We start from the raw sequence: 19,081 nt of genomic DNA, 5'->3' as shown, positions 1-19,081 counted from the left end.
CGCAGCTGCGGCGGAACCATGGCGGGCGAGTTGCGTTGCCTCTCCAGCGGTGGAGGCGGCAATGGGCTTCAGTCTTCTGGAAATCTCGATCGTGATGGCGTGCATCTCGTTGCTCGGCTTCCTGATCGCCGACAATCTGGCCTGACCCGGGCCGACGCAGGCGAGGTCAACCCGCCTGCACCAGCCGCCGCAGGCGCTCGCGCCCGGCGGCCCTGATGTGATCGCGGGCGGCCGCCTCGGCTCTCGCCGGATCGCGAGCCTCCACCGCCGAAACGATGGCATCGTGCTCGGCATGGGCCTGCGCGGCTCGGCCTGCATCGAGCAGCGTCGACGGGCCGAGCAGCGCACGGGCATCGCGCAGCGCATTGAGAGCCTTCAGCAGGTAACGATTATGCGCCGCACCGTAGAGCGCCGAATGGAAGCGCTCATTATGGCGGGCGAGCTCCAGCGGGCGCGCGAGCAACCCGGCCTCGATCGCATGTAGATCGCGCAGCAGCACGACTTCGCCTTCCGAGGCGTGGCGTGCGGCGAAGGCAGCGACAGTTCCCTCCAGCACCTCGCGCATCGCGTAGAGTTCGGACACCGCCTGGTGATCGAGCGTCATGACGACGAGCGTGCGCGAATCGCGGGTGAAGAAGCCCTCGGCCTCGAGCCGGCGCACCGCCTCGCGCAAGGGTGTGCGGCTCATCTCCAGGCGGGTCGCGAGGTCCTCCTCGCGCAGGCGCATGCCCGGCTTGAGCTCGCCGGCATCGATCGCCTCACGCAGACGCGCATAGGCCTGGCCCGCGAGCGAACGCACCGGCTGAACATCCGCGAAGACCGTCAAACTGCGCCCTCTCCTGCTCCGTGATGCCGGCTGCGGTGATCGCCCGCCCTCGCGCCGAAATCAACGCTTGCCCTCACTCTCTCATTTCAGCATACTTCGGTATACTGAAAATAAGAACCGTCTGGGAGGCCACCTTGTCACGCCGGATCGCCAAGCTTCTGCTCACCGCCGCTTTGATCGCCATGCCCACCGTCGCCGCCAAGGCGCAGGACTGGCCGAGCAAGCCGATCACCATGGTCGTGCCCTACGCTGCCGGCGGCGGCACCGACGTGATCGCGCGGGCGGTGGCGCAGAAGCTGCAGGATCGTCTCGCGGTCGGCGTCGTCGTCGAGAACCGTGCCGGGGCCGGCGGCAATCTCGGCACCACCGCGGCGGCACAGGCTCCGGCTGACGGCTACACCGTGCTGATCAGCAATATCGGCCCGATGGCGGTCAATCCGAGCCTGTTCAAGAACCTCAAGCATGACCCGGCCGAGGTGCTGGAGCCGGTGACGCTGATCGCCAAGGCGCCGCTGCTCCTGCTGGTACACCCTTCCGTCAAGGCGAACTCGGTCGCAGAACTGATCGCGCTGGCCAAGGCGCAGCCGGAGGGTCTGACCTACGGCACGGCCGGGCACGGCTCGGCCAATCATATCGCCACGGCGCTGTTCGAGCTGATGGCAGGCGTCAAGCTGAAGCACGCGCCCTATCGCGGCGCCGGGCCGGCGCTGAACGACCTCATCGGCGGGCATATCCCGATGATGTTCGCGACGTTGCCCTCGGCGATCGGCCATGTGCATGGCGGCAGCCTGAAGGCGCTCGCCGTCACCACGGCGGAGCGGGCGCCCGCCTTGCCGCAGGTGCCGACGCTCGCGGAAGCCGGCGTGCCCGGCTACGAGGCCAGCGGCTGGTACGGCGTCTTCGTGCGCAAAGGCACGGCGCAGGCGATCATCGACAAATTGCGCAGCGAGGTCGCGACCATCATCAACCTGCCGGAGGTGCGCCGGAATCTCGAGCTCGAAGGCGCCCAGCCGATCGGCAATACGCCTGCCGAGTTCGCCGCCTTCGTCAAGGCCGAGCGCGAGAAGTGGTCGAAGGTCGTCGCCGAGGCCGACATCAAGATCGAGTGACGCCTCCTCGTCCCCTTTCCCTTCCATGACATCCGGACCGACGCCGACATGACCGACGCGACCTCACCTGCCCTGCACCTGCTCGTCCTCGAAGGGGATGGCATCGGCCCCGAGATCGCGGCGGCGACCTGCAAGGTGCTCGACGCGACTAGCGCGCTGTTCGGCTTCAAGCTCGCCTATGAGCAGGCGGAGATCGGCTTCGCTGCGCTGAAGAACCAGGGCACGACCTTTCCCGAGACCGTGCTGGAGGCGGCGAAGCGAGCGGATGGCGTCATCCTCGGCCCGGTCTCGCACAACGAGTATCCGCCGGCCGAGAAGGGCGGGCTCAACCCGTCCGGCCAGTTGCGCAAGCGGCTCGACCTCTACGCCAATATCCGCCCGGCCCGCTCACGCGAGGGCTTCGCGCCGCGCTGCGGCAAGCCGCTCGACCTCGTCATGGTGCGCGAGAACACCGAAGGCTTCTACTCCGACCGCTCGATGCATCTGGGGCCCGGCGAGATCATGCCGACGCCGGACCTCGCCATGTCGTTCCGCAAGGTGACGCGGCAGGCTTCCTTGCGCATCGCCGAGAGTGCCTTTGCCCTCGCCCGCCAGCGCCGGCGCAAGGTCACGGCCGTGCACAAGGCCAATGTGCTGCGCATCTCCGACGGGTTGTTCCTGGAATGCGTGCGTTCGGTGGCGGAGCGCTATCCGGATGTCGAGTATGAGGAGAAGATCATCGACGCGATGGCGGCGCTGCTGGTGCGTGACGCCAGCGTCTTCGACGTGATCGTCACCACCAACATGTTCGGCGACATCCTCTCCGACCAGGCTTCCGAGATTTCCGGCAGCCTCGGCCTCGCCGCCTCGCTCAATGCCGGCGAGAACCATGCGGTGGCGCAGGCCCAGCACGGCTCGGCGCCTGATATCGCCGGCCGCGACCTCGCCAACCCCGCTTCGCTGATCGGCTCGGCCGCGATGCTGCTCGCCTGGCTCGGCGAGCGACGGCAGGCCCCTGCCCTGCTGCAGGCGGCGCAGGCGATCGAGCGGGCGATCGACCTGACGATCAAGGCGCCGGAACTGCGCACGCGCGATCTCGGCGGACCGCTCGGCACCAGGGCCTTCGCGAGCTGCGTCGCCGCCAATCTGACCGAAGCGGCGAAGGCGGCCTGACGTCAGAGCAACCGGCCATCCCGCGCAGGTCATGACGGAAAAGGGAACGGGTTCAGGGCTGGTGCATTGACAGGGCGCGCCCCAGCTTCGGGGGCGCGGCCGGAGCCTTCAGATGCCGACTGCCGATCATTCCGTCGCCTCGATCAAGCAGCTCGCATCCGACTTTCAGAAATGGCCTTCCTCACAGACAGCGAAGGCGCTCGCGCAGATCGCGAAGCAGGCCAGTGCGTCCTCCGGGGAGCTCGCTCCCCATTTCGAACGCATTCACCTCGCGGCCACCGACCTGCTCAGGCCCGGAGCCAAGCCCGACCCGACCTATGCCGCGCTGCGGCGGGCGGTGGCGATCCTCGACACGGTCACGAAGGTCAAGCGACAGGCCAAAAGCGGGCTGCAATAGTCTGCCACACAAGCAAAAAAAGCTCCCGGCTTTCGCCGGGAGCTCGCAATGACGAGGGCCTTGGCCGCAGCCGGGCTCAGATGTCCTGATCGCCCTGCAAGGCAGCGACGGGCACCGGGCCGAGGCCATCCTTATTGTAGATGTCGTCGCGGAACTGCACGCCGCCATCCGGCGTCGCCCAGGCGGTGATGTAGACCCAGTAGCACGGCACCGGATTAGCGATGCGGGCGTTGACGCGCTCGCCCGAGGCGATGGTCTCATCGATCTTGGCGCGATCCCAGCCGGGGGTCTCCTTGAGCAGGAAGGCGATGTAGTCGCGCACGTTCTGAACGCGGATGCAGCCTGACGAGACGAAGCGGAAATCGTCGCCGAAGATGCCCTTCGACGGCGTGTCGTGCATGTAGACGCCGTGCGGGCTCGGGATGTTGATGCGCACGAAGCCGAGCGAGTTGAACTCGCCGCCCGGATCCTGGCGGAAGGTGTAGCGGGTCGCTTCGTCCGAGCGCCAGTTGACGCGCTCGGGCGGGATCTCGCCGCTGGGACCGATGATGCGGATCTTGTTCTCGGTCAGGTAGTTCGGCTCCTTCTGCATCTTCGGGATCAGATCCTTGCGGATGATCGAAGCGGGAACCGTCCAGGTTGGGTTGAAGTTGACCTCGGGGATCTTGGTCTGCAGCAGCGGCGACTGGCGGTCGATCTTGCCGACGCCGGCAGCATGGCGGGTCGCGACATGGCCGTTCTCGACCGTCTCGACCGCAGCCGCCGGGATGTTCGCCACGACATAGCGATTGCCGAGATTGCCCGACCAGGTGCGCAGGCGCACAATGTTGGTCTCGAGCTGGCGGATGCGCCGGTCGACCGGCACGTTGAGCGCAGTCAGCGTGGCGCGGTTGATGCTGCCGGTGGTCGACAGGCCCATGCGCGACTGGAAGCGGCGCACGCCGCCCTCGACATAGGAATCATAGATGTTGCTGTCGCCGGCGGAGGCGTCGAGATCGCCGGTGATGATCAGCCGCTGGCGCAGGGCGACGACGCTGGCGCCTCGCGAGCCGACGGCGAGCTTGTCGCTGACCTGCAGAGGCTGCCAGCCGCCGCGCGCAGCGAGCGCCCGATAGGCCTCTACCGCCTGCTCGGTCGCGGTCAGTGCGGCCGGTGAAAGCATCGGCGTCGAGGAGCGCTGGACCGCATTTCGCGAACCGGCGTCATAGCTCTGGCGCCATTCGGCCTGCTGGGCGAAAGCCGGCAGGCTTGCGCCGGCGGCAGCACCCGACAACAGGCCCAGGAGCGTCTCGCGACGCGTCAGGCTGAGTTTCGGCATCGATCGTAACCCCTTGGACTTCGCATATCATCGGAGCGGGACGCGACCCGCCCCTTCGGCCGGGCATGAGCCACGGCCGGTCGCTGGGGACGATCCCTTACCACAGTTAACAGCTCATGATGAGCGCGGCATTTTTAGGGCAGCGATGCGTCGCGCTCACGCGGGTTTGATCGCCGTAGCCGGAAAGAAGTCGCTGTGGCCGGAAAGAAACAGGCGCACGCGGTGATGCCTTTCTCCATCGAGCACTTTAGCGGCGCGAACACTGAGATCGAGTTTCGCGCGTAGCGACGGATCAGCAGTGAAAGTGAAGGGCGCTACGCCTTCAGCTTTCCCATCTCGAAACTAAGGACAGCCCCCTGCTCCTCGGGAGCGGCAGCAGCGGCGCCCTTCTTCGTCTTTTTTTGACGACGCTGCTTCTTAGGAATGGCATCCTTTAGTGCGAGTGCGCGTTTGCCGTTCACGAACACCCGCTTGACAAAGGTATCCAGCACATCGAGCAGGTGGCCGATCTCGGTCCGCGCAGTCGACCAGCCCTGATGCGCGGCAGCATTGCCCGCATTCGTCAGAACGGTCAGCTCCATCAGCTCTGTCTCTCCGATATAGCCGCCGTCGCGCAGAGTCTGAAGTTTCTCTTCGAAGGTCTGCCCCGGATCGATGCCTAGGATCGTCACGCAGCTGTCCAGAGCCGTGCGCAGCCCAACCAGCGTCAAGAGGTGGCAGTCGTGCTCATCGGCTTTGTAGGTCTCATCCAGGATCTGATACAAATCCGGGTGAAGCGCCCCGATCTTGTCCAACCAGTCAGGGCGAGGCCGAGAGGGAGGCTTGGGATAGGTGGTCTTTGTAAGGACCATCTCGCCTTGCGTCTCGCCGTTGTGATCGTACCAATAATCCACATCGTTGTCGTCCCACGCCGCCGTCTCCAGGAAGACCGTCTCGCAACCCCGGCATTCGTAGAGGGTGTAGTGATGGCCGCCGGACATGCTGTGGCCCTGGTTATCCGACCACTCCCAAGGCTTATGAATATGGCCGTGCAAGTCGCAGTTCTGCGAGCGATTGCACGTCGGGCAATGGGCCTTCTCAATCTTTTTCGGACTCTCGCTCAAAGTGCTTTCCTTGCAGATTTGGCGACGATCACCCACTAGGGCGGCTTTTTCAACGGTGGCGCCGTTTTCGGGTCGGGGACAAAGCTTAAATACATCGACGGCCGCGTGGCCTTCGCCAGATGCTTGTCGAAGAACGGCAGGTGTTCCTCGGTGACCGCATACCCGAACTCGACAGCCTGCCGGACCACCTGCCTGTTCACCTCCTCCCAGCCCTGTCTCGCCATGGACCTCCTGATGCGCCTCCCAAGTTCCGGAGTCTCCGCCGCCACGAACAGCCATTTCGGCCCAATCGGAACCATCCATTGCGAGTTTCTGCGGCCAAGGAACGTGCGAAGCGTTGGGCGGTCTGAAGTCAAGAAGTACCCATGGTCCGGAGGTGTGGCGACGCTCCAATGCATACTCATCAGGCTCTTCACCGCATTCTCGTGCATGATGAGCTTGGGGATGTTGTTGATCGCCATGTTCCGCAGGAACTCCCGGCCGACATTGGCGAAGAACTCCTCCGCTGTGGCCGGGTCCCCTATCTCGCGAGCCTTCTCGTAAGCGCCCTGCTCCGCCTGCGACACCTTGTTGAAATCGCGGATGTACACCGACTTGAAGGCCTCGATGTCGTCCGGGTGGCGGCTGATAAGCGACATCAGGAACATCACCCAGGCGTACCGAAGCTCAACGGTCCAGGTGCTGCCCGGCGTTTCCATCAGGGCGCGGGCATCGGCCGCCTTGCCGTCCAGCATACTGAAGAACGCGGTTTCTAGACGATTCCTTTTGCCGTCAGGCAACCCCTCAAACTGATAGGCCCCTTCCTTCCAGCCAGTTTCGGCCGGGTGCTTCATCTTGGCTTGTACAGCCCGAGTGCGAGGGTTTGGCCGATTGTAGACGGCAAGCTTGTTATCGGTAAGCGCCCAGCGTTTCAGATAGAATTGCGGGATGTAATGGTGCTTTTTTGGCGGATTTTGAACCATGTGGCCTTATATCAGGCCGCCCGATGTTCAACCTTCCCGTGTGGCACTTTTCCCCAGTCACGCCTAAATCTTCTCCACCAGCTCTTCCCGCATCCTGTGCCACGCCGGAGCACAAACCGAGGATAGGCTGCTGCGCAATTGTCGCGCAAACGCCTGCCGGCGGTTGCCAGAAAGAAACAGGCGCACGCGCCTCGGCCAGGAGGCCGAAGCGCGCTGCGGGATATTCTTCTTGGAACGGGGCTGAATGCCCCGTCTCTCAGAGCTTGTAGCGGATCTGGTCGGTCCAGAAGCGCTCGAGGCGCAGCAGGGCGTTGTTCATCCGCTCGAAATCGTCGGCCGCGATGCCACCGATCTGCTCGACCGTGCGGACATGCTTGTCGTAGACGCCCTTGACGATGTGGTGCACCTCGCGGCCCTTGTCGGTCAGGCTGATGCGCACCGAGCGACGGTCGATCCGCGAACGGGCATGGTGCAGGAAGCCGAGCTCGACCAGCTTCTTGACGTTGTAGGAGACGTTCGAGCCGAGATAGTAGCCGCGGGTACGCAGCTCGCTGGCCGAGAGCTCGGCGTCGCCGATATTGTAGAGCAGCAGCGCCTGCACGCTGTTGACGTCGTCGCGGTTGCGACGCTCGAACTCGTCCTTGATCACGTCGAGCAGCCGGCGATGCAACCGCTCGACCAAGGTGAGGGACTCAAGGTAAAGTGGCTTCACCTTGAGCTGAACCTCTTCGGACGCAGCCGGCTCCACAGTCTTTACATTGCTCTTCATGGTAATATCCCGCCTGTTGATTACCGGCCAGGATTTGTCTCCCGGTCCGCTTCTGAGAGACACCATAGGCGGGGCGGATGAAAACGAGTTTAAATATCAGGATGAATCAGGGATTTACCCTTTTGGGTGAATCCAAAATGAACCGCAAATCTCTTAAGCTAAAGCGATTCTTACCGTAGCTCAGCGTATTCGAGACAGGTTGGCGGCCTCAGGATTCCTGATTCTCGGCCGCCCAGGTGGCGAGGAAATAAGCCAGCACCAGTGCGACATAGGTGCCGATCAAGGCGGGCGAAACCGTCAGCCAGCGCGGGAAGAAGAAGCCGAGCAGCAACTGGCTGACGGCGGCGAGCAACCAGAGCACGCCGCCCCAGGTCGCGGTCAGCCAGAGGCCGACGCCGGCGACGAGATCGAACACCGCGAAATAGACCGTGATCGCCTGGAAGGTCAGCGGGCGCGTCTCGAAGGCGGGCCCGGGCTCGAACACCAGTCCGAGGCCGAGGATCGTCGCCCAGTGCATCAGGCCCTTGCCGATCCAGACCACCGAGAGCAGGCGCAGCAGCCAGACCAGCAGCAGCCGCCAACGAACCCGGCGCTTAACCTCGCCTGTCTGGCCCGGACCGCGCAGGATCTCGCCGTCGCGCAACACCGCCATCTCAGCCGCCCAGCACGAGTTCGGTTTCGCCGAGCGGGGCGAAATAGGCCGCCACCGCCGCCGGATCGAGCTCCTCCAGCGTCTGCGGCTGCCAGGACGGCGCCTGGTCCTTGTCGATCACTACTGCACGCACGCCTTCATAGAAATCGTGGCCGTGCGTAACGCGCGAGACGATGCGAAATTCGAGCTGCATGGCTTCGGCGAAGCTCAGCGAGCCGCCGCGGCGCATCTGCTCGAAGGCGATGGCGACACTGGTCGGCGACTTGCCCCGAATGGTCGCGAGCGTCTTGGCGGCAAAGGCATCGCCAGCGGCGGCTCTGGCGTCCAGACGACCGAGGACATCGGACGGGGTCGCCGCGCCGAAGCAATGCGCGATCGTCGCCCGCTCCGGCGCGAGCTTGCCCGGCCCGGGATCGTGAGCGAAGCGCGCCAGCGTCGCATCGACCGGCTCGGCGCCGGTCAGCGCCTCGGCGAGCTCGGCCATGCGCGCCGACGGCACTGCATGCGTCGCGAGCCCGAGCGCCAGCGCATCGGCCTGGCCGACACGGTCGCCGGTCAAAGCGAGATAGGTGCCGCTATGATCCGGCAGCCGCGGCAGGGCATAGGTCGCGCCGACATCGGGGAAGAAGCCGATGCCGACCTCGGGCATGGCGAAGAGCCAGCGCTCGCCGGCGACACGATGGTCGCCATGCAGGGAGACGCCGACGCCGCCGCCCATGACGATACCGTCGACCAGCGCGACATAAGGCTTGGGATAGCTCTGGATGCGGGCGTTGAGGATGTACTCCTCGCGCCAGAAGGTGAGCATCTCCTCGTATTGGCCGGCCTTGCCGAGATCGTGCAGGGCGCGGATGTCGCCGCCGGCGCAGAACGCCTTCTCGCCGGCTGCGGTGATGACGATGCGGGTGACGGCGGGATCGTGCTCCCAGGCGTCGAGTGCCTTGGCGAGCTCGCGCACCATGCCGAGATTGAGCGCGTTCAGCGCCTTCGGCCGGTTGAGCACGACGAAGCCGGCGCTACCGCGGATTTCACAGATGATGTCCTGATCCTGCGCCATGCCCGCCTCGACCCGATCCCTCGGGCGGTTCTGGAAGGCGCGCCCCGGCTTGTCAACGCGAGTGCCGGCCCGGCCCCGTCCGCGTCTCAGCGCACGGTGACGATGCCGCGGCCGAAGCCGCCATGGGCTTTGGGCAGGACCACGCAGACCATCGCCCGGCCGTGGCTCTGCTCGACCGAGCGCAGCGCCGCGACCTGCTCGGCATAACTTTCGGTGGCGCGCAGGCCGGCGAGCGTGCCTTTGATCTCGCGCAAATTCTTCTCGAGCTTGTCCTGGCCGATGCGCAGCGACGGGCAATGACGCTCCGCATAGTCGGCGGACGCCAGGGCGCTTGCCGTCTGCGCCTCGATCGCATCGCGACGGGTCACCTCGGCCTGCGAAGTCGTAGCGGTCAGCATTGCCGCAAGCGCAGCGAGAGCAAGAGGCCGTGGGCGCATCGCCTATCCTTTGATGACCGCGAGATCGCCCGCGCCGGCAGCCTTGCGCCGCTCTGGCCTGCTCTCGCTGGCTGCGACCATCGTGACTGTTTTGGAATCGTTCCGATGTGTTAAAGCATCGCCGGCAAGCAAGTATCGCGTTCGAAGCGGAGGCGTCGATGGCATCCAAGGTTGTGCGCCCTTTCCCGGCACCGCAGGAGCGGAAGGCCGAGGCAGCGGCCGCCATGACGGACGCGCTCGGGCTCACCCGCCGCATGCGCCGCAACCGCAAGGCCGAGTGGTCGCGCCGGCTGGTGCGCGAGAACCGCCTGACCACCGACGACCTGATCTGGCCGATTTTCCTGATCGATTCCGCCGAGCCGATCTCGCCCGTCGCCTGGATGCCGGGCGTCGACCGGCTCAACATCGACGAGGCCGTGCGCCAGGCGGAAGCCGCGGCAAGGCTCGGCGTTCCCGCGATCGCGCCCTTTCCGTATGTCGACCGCGCCTTGCGCGACGAGACCGGCTCGGAAGCGCTCAACAGCCGCAACCTGATGTGCCGGGCAGTCCGGGCGATCAAGGCGGCGGTGCCGGAGATCGGCATCATCTGCGACGCGGCGCTCGACCCCTACACCTCGCATGGCCATGACGGCGTGATGGATGGCGAACGGATCCTGAACGACCCCAGCGTCGGCATCCTCGTCCGGCAGGCACTGGCTCTCGCGGATGCCGGCGCCGATGTGATCGCGCCCTCCGACATGATGGACGGGCGCGTGGGCGCGATCCGCGCCGCGCTCGACGCCAGCGGCCATGAGGACGTGCAGATCATGGCCTACTCGGCCAAATACGCCTCGGCCTATTACGGCCCGTTCCGCGACGCGATCGGCACCAACGCCACGCTGATCGGCGACAAGCGCACCTACCAGATGGATCCGGCCAACACCGACGAGGCGATCGCCGAGGTCGCGCTCGACCTCGAGGAGGGCGCCGACATGGTGATGGTCAAGCCCGGCCTGCCCTATCTCGACGTGATCGCGCGGGTGAAGGACACCTTCCGGGTACCGACCTTCGCCTACCAGGTCTCCGGCGAGTACGCGATGATCATGGCGGCGGCCAATAATGGCTGGCTCGACGGCGACAAGGCGATGCTGGAGAGCCTGCTCGCCTTCAAGCGCGCCGGCGCCGACGGCGTTCTGACCTATTTCGCGCCGCGGGTGGCGAAGATGCTGAAGGAGCGCGGCTGAGCTAGGCCGCCTGCCGCCCAACGCGCCATTGGGGCGGGCAGCTTGGTCTTGAACACCGCCCGGCGATCGATGAAGCAAAGGCGTCTTTTGTCTAGGGCCTCATGACTTACGGGATGGCGCATGACTGCGAGATCGTCGTTGATCAAGTTGCGCCTCATCTGCGCTTTCATGGCGTTGCAATTTGGGCTGGCAGCCCCCGTACGATCCGAAGACGAAGACCTGCCCAGCTGGGACATCCTTGAAAATAAGATCGTATACGGCGTACCGAACTCAGATATTATTGGATTTGTGGCGATATGCACTCCTCGCGAGAGACAGATTAAAGCAATTCTTGGGCTTAAACCTTCTTCTGAAGAAATCAAAAATGGCCATAAACTTGTGCTTCAGGTCGGAAAATCACGACTCGAAACGACATTCACCCCGGACGACGTCGATGGCGAGACGGTAGAGTTCTTAACCGAGATCAAGCCGCTTTTGGCGCTGCTTCGTAGCGAGGGCACGATCACCACCAGGATCGGAAAATCCACAACCTCCCTGCCAGCTCTCGGGCAATCGCGCGCGCTCGCTGCGCGCAAATTCGAGAGCGATTGCGCTCGATAGTCGCCTCAACGCCTGCTCCATGACGCGGTCAGACAACTAGTCGTTCAGGGAGGTCCAGGCCGCTTCGGCACCCCAGATCTCGTCCCGCTGCATGACCATTGCCCTATCGCGCTGCCGGCCCGATCGGATGTGCGCCGCCCCCTCGATTTATCAAGACCCGCAATTGCGCATGCACGCAGCATCGCTGCGAGTTCCAACGCCCCGATTCTCGCGCTAGCGTGCGCCGCGATGCGCGCCCTGCTCACGTCGATTCTGCTCTGCCTCGCGCTCGCTGCCTGCGGGCGCTTCGACACCGATCAGATCCGCGCCTGCCGGCTGGCGATCCCCGCGCTGAACCCGACAGACACGGCCATCACCATCGAGGGCACCGGCACCGGCCCGCGCGCCGACATTCTGCGCATCACCTACCGGGCGCAGGCGCCGGAGGCGCAGCCGCGCAGGCGCACGATCGACTGCATCTTCGCCGGAGAAGGCACGACGCTGCAGCGCGGGGCGCTGGCGGGCCTCGCCTCCGACGGCGTGCCGATGACCGATGCCAGCTTCCTGCTGCTGCGGCGCTTCTATCTCGAGTACAAGGCGGAGCCTCCGGTCGACCCGGGCGCCGTGCCGGGCGCCGACCTGCTAAACCTGTCGCCGGGCGTCGCCTACGGCCTGCAGCAAGGTCTCGCCGCCCTGCCCTCGGCCGCGATCTACGCGCTGCTCGCCAGCGCCTATGCCCTGATCTACGGGCTCAATGGCCGCATCCTCCTGACCTTCGGCGAGTTCTCGGCTCTGGGGGCGCTCGCGGCGGTGGTCGGCGTGGCGCTGACGCTGTCCCTCGCCGCCTCCACGCCGGTTTCGGGCCTGTTCATCGCCTTTGCCGTCGCCATCGCGGTCAGTGCATTGCACGGCTTCGCCATGGGCCGTTTCGTGCTGCGCCATCTCGACAAGAGCAATGGCCAGCAGGTGCTGATCGCGACGATCGGGCTCGCCATCGCGCTCTCGGAATACCTGCGCCTGGCGCAAGGCGCCGAGCTGCGCTGGTTGCCGCCAGTGTTCAACGAGCCATTGCCGCTGGCGCGGGCCGAGCAGTTCATCGTCACCGCGACGCCGGTCTCGCTCGCCATGGCAGGCCTAGGCTTCAGCGCCGCGACCTGCCTCATCCTCTACCTCGCCCGCTCGGCCTATGGCCGGGCCTGGCGCGCCGTCGCCGACGATGCCAAGACCGCCTCCCTGTTCGGGATCGACACCGGCGCGGTGCACGACCGGGCGCTGATCATCGCCTGTGCGATCTGCGGCGCGGCCGGCGTCATCGTCACCGTGATCTATGGCGGCATGGGCTTTTCCGGCGGCTTCACGCTCGGCCTCAAGGCCCTGGTTGCGGCCGTGCTCGGCGGCATCGGCTCGGTGCCCGGCGCCTGCCTCGGAGGGCTCGCCATCGCCGCCTTCGAGGTGCTGTGGTCGGCGACGATGCCGCTCGAACAGCGCGACATCGCGGTCTATAGCTTGCTCGCCGTGACGCTGATCCTGCGTCCCGGCGGCTTCTTCGGCGACGGCGCGCTGACGCCACGCCAGGTCTGAAGAACGGCATGACGGGGGAACGGATGCAGAGCGGCTTCGCGATCAGCTTCGCCGATATCGAGGCGGCTGCGCGCAGGATCGAAGGCCATGTGCTGAAGACGCCGTTGATGCCGGCGCCGCGCCTGTCGGCCCTGACCGGCACCGAGATCTTCGTCAAGCACGAGAACATGCAGGCGACGGCGTCGTTTAAGGAGCGCGGCGCGGTCAACAAGCTGCTCGGCCTCACCGCCGATGAGAAGCGCCGCGGCGTCATCGCCATGTCGGCCGGCAACCATGCCCAGGCCGTCGCCTATCACGCCAAGCGCTTCGGCATCCCGGCGACGATCGTGATGCCGGAGACGACGCCGCTGGTGAAGGTCGAGAACACCCGCTCCCATGGCGCCACGGTCGTGCTGTTCGGCGAGACCCTCTATGAATCGACCCAGCACGCCCGCGAGATCGCCGCCGAGCGGAGCCTCGTCTTCGTCCATCCCTATGACGATGCCGCCGTGATGGCCGGACAGGGCACCGTCGCGCTGGAGATGCTGCGCGAGGCACCCGATCTCGACATGCTGCTGATTCCGCTTGGCGGTGGCGGGCTGATGGCCGGCAATGCCATCGCGGCCAAGGCCTTGAAGCCATCGATCGAGATGATCGGCGTCGAAGCGGCGCTCTATCCGTCCTTCCACAATGCGGTGCACGACACGACGATGCCGATCGGCGGCGCGACGCTGGCGGAAGGCATCGCGGTCAAGACGGTCGGTACCCAGACCTTGCCGGTGGTGAAGGAATTGGTCTCGGACATCGTGCTGGTCGGCGAGGACCTGATCGAGCGCGCCGTCAACGCCTGCGCGACCTTGCAGCACACGCTCGCCGAAGGTGCCGGCGCCGCCGGGCTCGCGGCGATACTGAAGGAGCCGGAGCGCTATCGCGGCCGCAAGGTCGGGCTCGTGCTCTCGGGCGGCAATATCGATGCGCGCCTGCTGGCGGCGATCATGGTGCGCGAGCTGGAGCGCGAGCAGCGCATCGCCGCCTTCCGCCTCACCGCCAGCGACCGCCCCGGCCTGCTCGGCAAGGTCGCGAGCCTGTTCGGCACGCTCGGCGCCAATATCCTCGAGGTCAGCCATGGCCGGCTCTTCCTCGACGTGCCGGCCAAGGGCGTGACGCTCGACGTCACCGTCGAGACCCGCGATGAGGCTCACACCGCCGCGATCGAGGAGGCGCTGCGTCAGGAAGGCTACGCACCCAGGCGGATCTATCCGCGTGGCCTTGCGGAACCGGGGAGCTGATCAAACATTATTGGCCAGTGGGCCATGCCGGCCTCCGGAGCAATGAGGAACTCAACGTCGATGTCGAACCCGTCCTATCGCCAGCCGCCGATCGTCGCGCTGGAGGACCGGCCGCTGCAGGATACGCGCGGCGTGCTCGGCTCGCGCCTGTTCGCCTGGATCGGCGACGTCGTCGTCCTGTTCATCCTGGGCAGCATGGTCTGGTTCCTGCTCGCGATCCTCGGCATCGTCACCTTCGGCCTGACCTGGCTGCTGATGGGCGGAGCGACGGTCGCCGTCGCGCTCGGCTATGCCGCCATCACCATCGGCGGGCGCAAGCAGGCGACGCTCGGCATGCGCATGGCAGGCCTTCGGGTCGAGACCGCCTCGGGCGGCCGGCCGGACGCGCTGGCCGCCGCCGTGCACGCGCTGTTCTTCTATGTCGCCGCCGGCACGGTCGGCCTGTGGTTCCTCGACATCGCCTGCGGGCTGGTGCGCGAGGACCGGCGCCTCGGCCACGACATCCTGACCGGCCTCGTGGTGGTCCGCGCCTAAGCCGGCCTCAGAAGCGATAGCGCAGCAGGAGGCCGATGCGCGCCAGCGGCGGGATCAGCGAGAAGAACTGCATCGCGAAGCGCGCCGGCCAGGACATCCGCGCGATCTGCTGGGCATCGTAGCCGTCAGGATCATAGGCTGTGAGCTCCGTCACGAGCGCTAGGCCCGGCACCTGCCGCTCCAGCTCGGCGGGATCGTTGAGCGCCCAATGCAGCACCGCGCCGGTTGCCTTGATCGAGGGTTGCAGCGCGATCAGCTTGAGGCCGAGCGGGCTATAGGCATCGAAGACGATCTCGCCGCTGCGGCAATGCCGCACCAGCCGCTCCAGCAGCGGCGGCACCTCCTCCTCCGGCAGATAAGGCAGAAGCCCTTCGGCCACGATCATCGCCGGGCGGTCCCTCGGCAGTACATCGAGCCAGCCCGGCTCGGTCACCGAGGAGCCGATCAGGTGATAATCGTCGCGCGCCGGATAGAGCCTCCGCCGAAGCGCGATGACGTCGGGATAGTCGACCTCGAACCAGTCGACGCCGGCAGGCGGATCGATCCGAAAGACGCGGCTATCGAGCCCGCAGCCGAGGTGCAGCACGATCGCATCACGGTTGTCCGCGAGAAAATCGCGCGTCCAGCCATCGAAGGTATGGGCGCGCATGGCAAGGCCGACCATCAAATCACGGTCGACCTTGAGCCTGGCGAAATCATAGTCGATGCGGGCTGCCGCCGCGGCGGCGAAGCGATCCTTGAGCAGGGAATCGGGCAGCAGGCTCTCGCCGGCCTTGGCCCAGAGCGTGATCAGCAGGGTTTCCTTTTCGCGGGTCAACGCGACCGTTTCGGTCTGCATCGCATCACCCCTGCCCTTGGGGGTCTCCGGATATCCCCGCGAGCGCAGGCTAGCATCAATCCGCGGGTTATCCCATGCGATGCGGCCGCCTTAGCCTTGCCGCTTGTTGCCGCCGCACCGACTGCTAAACTCTCCCTCAACTCGGCGGTTCCGGAGCCTGCTGACGTGACACGTCCCCTGCGGGATGCCCCGCAATTCTACCTGACCTCGCCGACGCCCTGCCCCTATCTGCCGGGCCGCGAGGAGCGCAAGGTGTTCACGCACCTCGTTGGCGCACGGGCGCGCGACCTCAACGATGTGCTTTCGCAAGGCGGCTTCCGGCGCTCGCAGAGCATCGCCTACCGGCCGGCCTGCGAGACCTGCCGGGCCTGCATCTCGGTCAGGGTCGTGGTCGCCGATTTCCGGCCCTCGCGCACCTTCCGCAAGATTCTCTCGCGCAACAGCGACCTGATCGGCGAGGCGCTGCCGCCGCAGCCGCGTTCGGAGCATTATTCGCTGTTCCGCGGCTATCTCGACGATCGCCACCCCGAAGGCGGCATGGCGACGATGTCGGCGCTCGACTTCGCGATGATGGTCGAGGACACCCATGTCGAGACCAGCCTGATCGAATATCGCAGGCGCGGACCCGACAGCGGCTTCACCGGCCGCGGCCAGGGCGACCTCTTCGCCTTCGCTCTGACCGACCGGCTGAGCGACGGGCTCTCCATGGTCTATTCGGTCTACGACCCTGCGCTCGAAGCGCGCTCGCTCGGCACCTTCATGGTGCTCGAGCATGTCGAGCGCGCCCGCAAGCTCGGCCTGCCTTATGTCTATCTCGGCTACTGGGTCGAGGGCTCGCCGAAGATGGCCTACAAGGCCCGTTTCCTGCCCCAGGAGCGCCTGATGCCCCAAGGCTGGGAACGGGTCGGCTGAGCCTGGCTCGCGCAATCGCGCCTCCGTCGCGCACCAACGCAATCTGGACGCGAGACAAGCCAGTTTCGGCAATTTAAATCGTTTAATACGCACGCCAGCGCTGCAGAATCCGCACTTGCCCGCTGTGCTCCGCTCTGCGCAAGGTGCCCCCAAGGCCGCTGGAGTGGCCGCACCGGAGGAAACATGACGGATACGCTGACCGAGCGCCTCGAACGCTGCTACACCGGCATCATTCACGACACGATGCGCGCCATGGGCCTGAAGGACTTCACCCTGCCGCCGGCGCTGCGTCCGCTGCTGCCCGGCGTGAAGCTCGCTGGCCCGGCCTTCACCGTCGAGGGCAAGACCGGCGACTTCGATGCGCACGAGACCCTGCTCGGCTGGACCGGCCTGCTCTCCGCCGCCAAGCCGGGCCATGTCTGGGTGTGCCAGCCCAATACCGAAGAGGTCGCGCTGATGGGCGAACTCTCGGCCGAAACGCTGAAGAACAAGGGCGTGCGCGGCTGCGTCATCGACGGTCTGTCGCGCGATACCGAATTCATGGTCGAGATGGGCTTCCAGGCCTATTTCAAGGCCTATACGCCGCGCGACATCGTCGGCGTCTGGCTGCCCAAGGCGGTCGACGAGCCGATCAAGATCGGCGAGGTCTGGATCCGGCCCGGCGACTATATCCTCGCCGACCGCGACGGCGTCGTCTGCATTCCGGCCGAGATCATCGAGGAAGTGCTGGAGAAATCCGAGACGGCGATCTCGGCGGAGAACAAGGTCCGCACCGCGATCCTCGCCGGCACCGACCCCCAGCAGGCCTATCTGCAGTTCGGCAAGTTCTGATGTCCCAGCACGATCCCCGCCTGATCCTGCTCGACCCGCGCGACAACGTCTTCGTCGCGCGCACCCGCCTGCCGGCGGGCGAGCCCATCGAGACCGGCAGCGGTCCGGCGGTGATCGACCGCGACATCGCCCTCGCCCACAAGATCGCCCGGCGCGCCATAGCGCCCGGTGAGAAGATCCTGAAATACGGTGCGCCGATCGGCGTGGCGACGATCGCCATCGCCGCAGGTCACCATGTCCACGTCCAGAACATGAAGAGCGACTACACGCCGACCTATCATCTCGAGGACGAACGCAAGGCGGGAGCGGCACAATGAGCGAGCTCAGAGGCTACCTCCGCAGCGACGGCCGCAAGGGCATCCGCAATGTCGTCGCCGTCGCCTATCTCGTCGAGTGCGCCCATCATGTCGCGCGCGAGATCGCCCTGCCCTGGCGCGAGCACGAGGTCCACGCCATCGGCTTCCCGGGCTGCTACCCCAACCCCTATGCCGAGCGGATGATGGAGCAGCTCTGCACCCATCCCAATGTCGGGGCGGTGCTCTTGGTCTCGCTCGGCTGCGAGAGCTTCAACAAGTATGCGCTGGAGCGGGTGGTGCGCGCCACCGGCCGGCCGGTGAAGACCATCGTGATCCAGGGCACCGGCGGCACGCGCGCCTCGATCAAGGAGGGCCGCGCCTGGGTCGAGGAGCAGCGCATCGCGCTCGATGCCGCCGAGACCGTGCCGATGCAGGTCAGCGAGCTGGTGATTGGCACCGTCTGCGGTGGCTCCGACGGCACCTCCGGCATCACCGGCAACCCCGCCGCGGGACGCGCCTTCGACCAGCTCATCGCCGAGGGCGCCTCCTGCATCTTCGAGGAGACCGGCGAACTGATCGGCTGCGAGCACATCATGGCGGCGCGCGCGATCACGCCCGAGCTCGGCGTCGAGCTCGAGAAATCCGTTGCCAAGGCGGCGCGCTATTATGCGACGCTGGGTTATGGCTCCTTCGCCGCCGGCAATGCCGAGGGCGGGCTCTCGACCATCGAGGAGAAGTCGATGGGCGCCTATGCCAAGTCGGGGGCATCGCCGATCTCGGGCCTGTTGAAGCCCGGTGACGTGCCGCCGCGCGGCGGGCTCTATCTGCTCGACGTGGTGCCGGATGGCGAGGTCCGCTTCGGCTTCCCCAACATCAACGACAATGCCGAAATCGCCGAACTGATCGCCTGCGGCGCGCATTGCGTGCTGTTCGTCACCGGCCGCGGCTCGGTGGTCGGCTCGGCGATCTCGCCGGTCGTCAAGATCTGCGCCAATCCGGAGACCTATCGCCGGATGAGCGACGACATGGACGTCGATGCCGGCCGCATCCTCGAAGGCCGGGCCAGCCTCGACGAGGTCGGTGCCGAGATCCGCGACCTCGTCGTCTCGCTGGCGCAGGGCGGGCGGACCAAGTCGGAAGAGCTCGGCCATCAGGAGTTCATCCTGACCTATAAGAGCTTCGAGCCGCTCGGCCCGGCCTGCCTGCCGGCGGCCTGAGGTCGAAAGCCGCGCCGCGA

The 19,081-nt window shown here is 66.0% G+C and carries 21 protein-coding genes; 12 read left to right on the top strand and 9 right to left on the bottom strand.

Annotated elements, in window-relative coordinates:
• Nucleotides 1–166: 166 nt before the first annotated feature.
• On the bottom strand, nt 167–799 hold the full coding sequence (locus tag ACWIGM_RS29695; RefSeq protein WP_454029583.1) for a GntR family transcriptional regulator: 633 nt from the start codon (nt 797–799) through the stop codon (nt 167–169).
• 161 nt (nt 800–960) lie between these two features.
• On the opposite strand from ACWIGM_RS29695, the gene ACWIGM_RS29690 reads away from it, so the two are divergent.
• The 3 genes from ACWIGM_RS29690 (at nt 961) to ACWIGM_RS29680 (ending at nt 3,484) form a co-directional block, all read left to right on the top strand.
• Entirely contained in the window at nt 961–1,935 is a 975-nt protein-coding gene (locus tag ACWIGM_RS29690; protein ID WP_454029582.1) for a Bug family tripartite tricarboxylate transporter substrate binding protein, read from the top strand.
• A 48-nt stretch (nt 1,936–1,983) separates the two neighbouring features.
• Nucleotides 1,984–3,087: an isocitrate/isopropylmalate dehydrogenase family protein gene (locus ACWIGM_RS29685; protein ID WP_454029581.1), complete on the top strand. Its 1,104-nt coding sequence runs from the start codon at nt 1,984–1,986 to the stop codon at nt 3,085–3,087.
• A 112-nt stretch (nt 3,088–3,199) separates the two neighbouring features.
• Nucleotides 3,200–3,484 carry a hypothetical protein gene (locus ACWIGM_RS29680; RefSeq protein ID WP_454029580.1) on the top strand — a complete coding sequence of 95 codons (285 nt, stop codon included), beginning with the start codon at nt 3,200–3,202 and terminating at the stop codon, nt 3,482–3,484.
• A 76-nt stretch (nt 3,485–3,560) separates the two neighbouring features.
• On the opposite strand, the gene ACWIGM_RS29675 is transcribed toward ACWIGM_RS29680, so the two are convergent.
• The 7 genes from ACWIGM_RS29675 to ACWIGM_RS29645 form a co-directional block, all read right to left on the bottom strand.
• Nucleotides 3,561–4,802, bottom strand: coding sequence for a L,D-transpeptidase family protein (locus ACWIGM_RS29675; RefSeq protein WP_454029579.1), 1,242 nt, complete (start codon nt 4,800–4,802; stop codon nt 3,561–3,563).
• Between the two features lie 314 nt (nt 4,803–5,116).
• Nucleotides 5,117–5,905 (bottom strand): DUF4145 domain-containing protein, encoded by a 789-nt coding sequence (locus tag ACWIGM_RS29670; RefSeq protein WP_454029578.1) that lies wholly within the window; start codon nt 5,903–5,905, stop codon nt 5,117–5,119.
• 35 nt (nt 5,906–5,940) lie between these two features.
• Nucleotides 5,941–6,867, bottom strand: a complete 927-nt coding sequence (locus tag ACWIGM_RS29665) for a DUF4238 domain-containing protein (RefSeq protein ID WP_454029577.1) — start codon at nt 6,865–6,867, stop codon at nt 5,941–5,943.
• A 256-nt stretch (nt 6,868–7,123) separates the two neighbouring features.
• Nucleotides 7,124–7,636 carry a transcriptional regulator LdtR gene (gene ldtR / locus ACWIGM_RS29660; RefSeq protein WP_427361582.1) on the bottom strand — a complete coding sequence of 171 codons (513 nt, stop codon included), beginning with the start codon at nt 7,634–7,636 and terminating at the stop codon, nt 7,124–7,126.
• A gap of 208 nt (nt 7,637–7,844) precedes the next feature.
• Entirely contained in the window at nt 7,845–8,288 is a 444-nt protein-coding gene (locus tag ACWIGM_RS29655) for a DUF6163 family protein (protein WP_454029576.1), read from the bottom strand.
• 1 nt (nt 8,289) lies between these two features.
• Nucleotides 8,290–9,345, bottom strand: a complete 1,056-nt coding sequence (locus ACWIGM_RS29650) for an enoyl-CoA hydratase/isomerase family protein (protein ID WP_454029575.1) — start codon at nt 9,343–9,345, stop codon at nt 8,290–8,292.
• Between the two features lie 86 nt (nt 9,346–9,431).
• Nucleotides 9,432–9,782, bottom strand: a complete 351-nt coding sequence (locus ACWIGM_RS29645; protein ID WP_454029574.1) for a hypothetical protein — start codon at nt 9,780–9,782, stop codon at nt 9,432–9,434.
• Between the two features lie 158 nt (nt 9,783–9,940).
• Here ACWIGM_RS29645 and hemB point away from each other — a divergent pair, with 158 nt between their 5' ends.
• The 5 genes from hemB to ACWIGM_RS29620 all read left to right on the top strand — a co-directional run bounded on the left by hemB (nt 9,941) and on the right by ACWIGM_RS29620 (nt 14,967).
• Nucleotides 9,941–11,005, top strand: coding sequence for a porphobilinogen synthase (gene hemB, locus ACWIGM_RS29640; protein ID WP_454029573.1), 1,065 nt, complete (start codon nt 9,941–9,943; stop codon nt 11,003–11,005).
• A gap of 138 nt (nt 11,006–11,143) precedes the next feature.
• Nucleotides 11,144–11,605: a hypothetical protein gene (locus tag ACWIGM_RS29635; protein WP_454029572.1), complete on the top strand. Its 462-nt coding sequence runs from the start codon at nt 11,144–11,146 to the stop codon at nt 11,603–11,605.
• 228 nt (nt 11,606–11,833) lie between these two features.
• Nucleotides 11,834–13,165, top strand: coding sequence for a branched-chain amino acid ABC transporter permease (locus ACWIGM_RS29630; RefSeq protein ID WP_454029571.1), 1,332 nt, complete (start codon nt 11,834–11,836; stop codon nt 13,163–13,165).
• 8 nt (nt 13,166–13,173) lie between these two features.
• Nucleotides 13,174–14,433: a threonine ammonia-lyase gene (locus ACWIGM_RS29625; RefSeq protein WP_454029570.1), complete on the top strand. Its 1,260-nt coding sequence runs from the start codon at nt 13,174–13,176 to the stop codon at nt 14,431–14,433.
• A gap of 60 nt (nt 14,434–14,493) precedes the next feature.
• The gene (locus ACWIGM_RS29620) at nt 14,494–14,967 is read left to right on the top strand and encodes an RDD family protein (RefSeq protein ID WP_454029569.1); all 474 of its coding nucleotides are present in this window, start codon (nt 14,494–14,496) and stop codon (nt 14,965–14,967) included.
• Between the two features lie 7 nt (nt 14,968–14,974).
• On the opposite strand, the gene ACWIGM_RS29615 is transcribed toward ACWIGM_RS29620, so the two are convergent.
• Nucleotides 14,975–15,805, bottom strand: a complete 831-nt coding sequence (locus ACWIGM_RS29615; RefSeq protein WP_454029568.1) for a class I SAM-dependent methyltransferase — start codon at nt 15,803–15,805, stop codon at nt 14,975–14,977.
• 165 nt (nt 15,806–15,970) lie between these two features.
• Between ACWIGM_RS29615 and ACWIGM_RS29610 the strand changes: the two genes are divergently transcribed.
• The 4 genes from ACWIGM_RS29610 (at nt 15,971) to ACWIGM_RS29595 (ending at nt 19,061) form a co-directional block, all read left to right on the top strand.
• Entirely contained in the window at nt 15,971–16,717 is a 747-nt protein-coding gene (locus tag ACWIGM_RS29610) for an arginyltransferase (RefSeq protein ID WP_454029567.1), read from the top strand.
• A 183-nt stretch (nt 16,718–16,900) separates the two neighbouring features.
• Nucleotides 16,901–17,548: an RraA family protein gene (locus ACWIGM_RS29605; RefSeq protein ID WP_454029566.1), complete on the top strand. Its 648-nt coding sequence runs from the start codon at nt 16,901–16,903 to the stop codon at nt 17,546–17,548.
• Nucleotides 17,548–17,865, top strand: a complete 318-nt coding sequence (locus ACWIGM_RS29600) for a UxaA family hydrolase (protein WP_454029565.1) — start codon at nt 17,548–17,550, stop codon at nt 17,863–17,865. The genes ACWIGM_RS29605 and ACWIGM_RS29600 overlap by 1 nt, the downstream gene beginning before the upstream one ends.
• On the top strand, nt 17,862–19,061 hold the full coding sequence (locus tag ACWIGM_RS29595; RefSeq protein ID WP_454029564.1) for a UxaA family hydrolase: 1,200 nt from the start codon (nt 17,862–17,864) through the stop codon (nt 19,059–19,061). Before ACWIGM_RS29600 ends, ACWIGM_RS29595 begins: the two co-directional genes overlap by 4 nt.
• The last annotated feature ends 20 nt before the right edge of the window (nt 19,062–19,081 follow it).

The organism is Allobosea sp. NPDC055332, assembly GCF_053645455.1.
The sequence above is the reverse complement of the archived record's forward strand: the minus strand, read 5'-3'. Positions and strand labels throughout refer to the sequence as shown.